The following is a 3,275-nucleotide window of genomic DNA, read 5'->3' on the forward strand; positions in this document are numbered from 1 at the left end:
TACTGTTCAATGATTTCAGAAAAGCCTGCTGACTTATCACCATTGAGCCACTGCCATTGCTCTTGAAAGATTAACTTGCCGTCTTTATTAATGACCGGGGTAGAGACACACTCACCCAGCATTATTTTATGGCTTGAGTTAATATGATGATAGTTCATTTGTAACACACCATTGTCTTGCATAATAGCGACCAGATGTCCTTTTATGACGGCGCCACCAGAATACTCAGCCCAAACATGACGACCTTGTTGGTGATAAAAAAATACGGTATCAGAGCCAACTTCTCCATTGTCGGTATTAGAAATTGACCGGAATACTTTTCCGTTGAGATTTAAAGTCATTGTCTCAAAATCCTTTCAAAATACAACGCCACGAGATGCGGCGAATGACTCCTGCTAGAGACAGTTTCCTAGCATTGTTATGTGAAAGCTAGCGTTCACCAAGAGTTTGACAAAACCGCAATAAGTAACCGTCAGGGTCTTGTACCAAGAATTCTTTTTGGCCAATTTCAACGCCATCACACTGGTACCAGTTTTCTTCAATATCCATAAATAATGGATAGCTTAATGTTTGCAACCTCTCGTAGATAGAAGAAATTTCAGCTAATTCAATTTGAAAATTGATGCCCCGACCGAGCGGATAATTTAACGGCCCCGTAGTCCAGCTATTATCCTCCCATTGCTCGATCATGATCTGAGCCCCCCCTTGATCAAGATACGAAAAATCAGGCTTAGTTCGCGAGTAAAGCACATTAAAACCAAGAACGTTTGTGTAAAACTCTAATGATTTTTGGTAATCGGTGACCAATAGCTCAGGCACCATCGGGTTCCAATGTGGTTTAGACTTCATGTGATCTCCGATAGAGTAACGCCTCGTTAAGAGGCGAGAAATATTAGCTACAATAAAAAACCAGACGAAATTAAGCCAAATATTAAGAGCTTATCTTAAAATAATTGTTAGGTTTTGCTCAATGTCTCAGCAGAAATATCACCTTCACAAATTTTACCAACAGCTCCGGTCATAGTGGCATAGAAATGTTTGCTTAACTTAATGTTAATTATTCCACCAGGCATATAAACATCTATGTTAGAGCCACATAAACCAAGAGCATGCACAACAGAAGCAGCTGCGGTACTGCTAGAGCCTGAAGCAAGCGTATAGCCTGCACCCCGTTCCCAAATTTCAATTTGAATTGATGAATTATCGATCACCTTTACAAATTGGACATTAGTTCGATTGGAAAACCTAGAGTCGTTTTCAATAATACTGCCGCAATCCTTAGCAAGCGATGAATTAATTTCATCAAGTAAAATTACACAATGTGGATTACCAACATTGGCTAAGTAATAGGTAAATTCATGGCCTTTGACATTAATGAGTTGAGGGCTAGGTTCCGGATCCCCAGTTTTTTCATGGGTAAAACGTACTTTTCCCATTCCGATAGAAACAGAAAGCCCTCTCTCACCGACTGTTGAATGAACAGTCCCACCTTTTGTTTGGATAGTAAATTCACTATTAGAAACTAGAGACTGATCCCACAGGTATCTTGAGAAAATTCGTAGACCATTACCGCTTTTCTCTGCCTCGCTTGCGTCTGGGTTGAATATTCTAAGAGAGAAATCACAGCTGTCACTATTTTCAGGCCCATACAAGATACCGTCAGAGCCAACACCAAAGTGACGATCACAAATCACTTTAATATGATCGTCTGACAAAGATAGATCTAAATTTTTAGGATCAATAACAATATAGTCGTTACCCAAAGCGTGATACTTGCTGAATTTCATATGTACACTCTACGGCCATCAATGCGGAAAAAACCTAGCTGAAGTCGCAGTAGTTTTTACGCAATATAAACTTGTTATACCAAACCCTCTTCGTATTGCTGCACATCACTCGGAATTGTAATATTAGGTGATTTTTGGCAAACCCATACGTGGCTTGCTGGATTACTAACAAACGGTGGTTTAATAGTATTTGATAAAACACCAATGAGCTGAGGAAAGCGGCTAGTTGCATTTATTAATGGTGTATTACAGTTTGCACAAGCTTTGCGAGTAACAAAACTGCCTGATTTTGCAGTAATGGTATAGTCTTTAGTGTGACCAGTTATTTTTACTGATGGTGTACTGAAAAAGCTAATTGTAGCTGAGTCTTGATGTGTAAATTTTTTGCAATCATTACAGTGGCAAACAAACTCTATAAATGGCTGTTCACTTATTGTGACTTGTACTTCATTGCAACTACACGTTGATGCTAATGTTTCTTCCATGTCTATCTTATTTCCATTTGAGTGTAACGCCGCCAACACGGGCTGAAAATTGTTTGCGGCTTTTGCATTAGAATGCCGCAGGCATGTAACAGGTGCAAGCAATTGGCAGTCCGAGCACGCTTGCGTGTGGTTGTGCTGCAACTTGTTACAAGTTTTTCAGTAAGGGTTGTATTGTTATGTAAAATGTTAATGCACAAATGGAAAGGCTTAAAATCCCCATGCCATATGTGCCAAATAATAATTTGATTGCCTCATCGTCAGACTCTATTTGTAGAGCTTTTTTTCTTAGACTTTTATTGTGTCTAATAAAGACAATGCGTAAATAATAACAGCCTACAAGAGCGACAGCACTGTAAATGCCTACCAGTATTGTCTCAATGCCAGTGCTACGACCATATTGTTTAAAATAGGCAGAAAGGCTACCAAAAATAAAGATAATGATTATAAGTAGAAGGCTGTATACATAAAAGTTAATTGGTTTAGAACCAATTAATATATGAGCGGTTTTTGTTTTAGCTTCCATATTTCCTTAATACTTGTAACGCCCGCAACACGGGCTGACAACAGCGAAGCGGTTGGCAGTCCGCCCCTGCGTAGCAGGGGTAACGTGCTTTGACTTGTTAAGTGATTCACTTCGCATATTGCTCATATGCCTGTTTAAACTTTTCATACCTAGGACCTTCACCTAATTCAGAAAGCCACTTTTTAGTTAAGTCTTTACCTTTACTCGAATTAATTTTGGCTAAGGCCAACGCTATATCTTCATGCCTTACAGATGCCCACTCAGATTCGAGGATAGTCAAAAACTGGGTCTCGTATTGCATCAGAGAGTCAGCTGGATATCTAGGTATGTAGTCACCAGATGCCATTGGCGCGTCGCCGCCATAATCATCTTCGTCGATTGCTATGGATACCAATATTTGAAGCAAAACTACATCCTCCAGCCTTTCCTCAAAGAATGCGCTTGCTTGTTCATTGGAATAGCAAGTCTCTGTAAGCAACA

6 protein-coding genes are annotated in these 3,275 nt (G+C 39.7%); all 6 read right to left on the bottom strand.

Annotated elements, in window-relative coordinates:
• Window positions 1-341: n-acetylglutamate synthase (locus HRU21_12220; GenBank protein ID NRA43054.1), on the bottom strand; the 341-nt coding region annotated here is incomplete at its 3' end.
• Window positions 342-429: 88 nt separating this feature from the next.
• Window positions 430-849 carry a VOC family protein gene (locus HRU21_12225; GenBank protein NRA43055.1) on the bottom strand — a complete coding sequence of 140 codons (420 nt, stop codon included), beginning with the start codon at window positions 847-849 and terminating at the stop codon, window positions 430-432.
• A gap of 107 nt (window positions 850-956) precedes the next feature.
• Window positions 957-1,787 carry a diaminopimelate epimerase gene (gene dapF, locus HRU21_12230; protein ID NRA43056.1) on the bottom strand — a complete coding sequence of 277 codons (831 nt, stop codon included), beginning with the start codon at window positions 1,785-1,787 and terminating at the stop codon, window positions 957-959.
• A gap of 74 nt (window positions 1,788-1,861) precedes the next feature.
• Window positions 1,862-2,272 (bottom strand): GFA family protein, encoded by a 411-nt coding sequence (locus HRU21_12235; protein NRA43057.1) that lies wholly within the window; start codon window positions 2,270-2,272, stop codon window positions 1,862-1,864.
• Between the two features lie 145 nt (window positions 2,273-2,417).
• Window positions 2,418-2,795, bottom strand: coding sequence for a hypothetical protein (locus tag HRU21_12240; GenBank protein ID NRA43058.1), 378 nt, complete (start codon window positions 2,793-2,795; stop codon window positions 2,418-2,420).
• A gap of 106 nt (window positions 2,796-2,901) precedes the next feature.
• Window positions 2,902-3,275, bottom strand: a 374-nt coding sequence (locus HRU21_12245) for a hypothetical protein (protein NRA43059.1), incomplete at its 5' end; no start/stop codon positions are given.

This window comes from Pseudomonadales bacterium (genome assembly GCA_013215025.1).
Taxonomy (GTDB): Bacteria; Pseudomonadota; Gammaproteobacteria; order Pseudomonadales; family DT-91; genus DT-91.

Bases quoted from the DNA above. Each gene is read 5' to 3' on its own strand.
- HRU21_12225 (NRA43055.1), bottom strand. From the start codon at position 849: ATGAAGTCTAAACCACATTGGAACCCGATGGTGCCTGAGCTATTGGTC.
- dapF (NRA43056.1), bottom strand. From the start codon at position 1,787: ATGAAATTCAGCAAGTATCACGCTTTGGGTAACGACTATATTGTTATT.
- HRU21_12235 (NRA43057.1), bottom strand. From the start codon at position 2,272: ATGGAAGAAACATTAGCATCAACGTGTAGTTGCAATGAAGTACAAGTC.
- HRU21_12240 (NRA43058.1), bottom strand. From the start codon at position 2,795: ATGGAAGCTAAAACAAAAACCGCTCATATATTAATTGGTTCTAAACCA.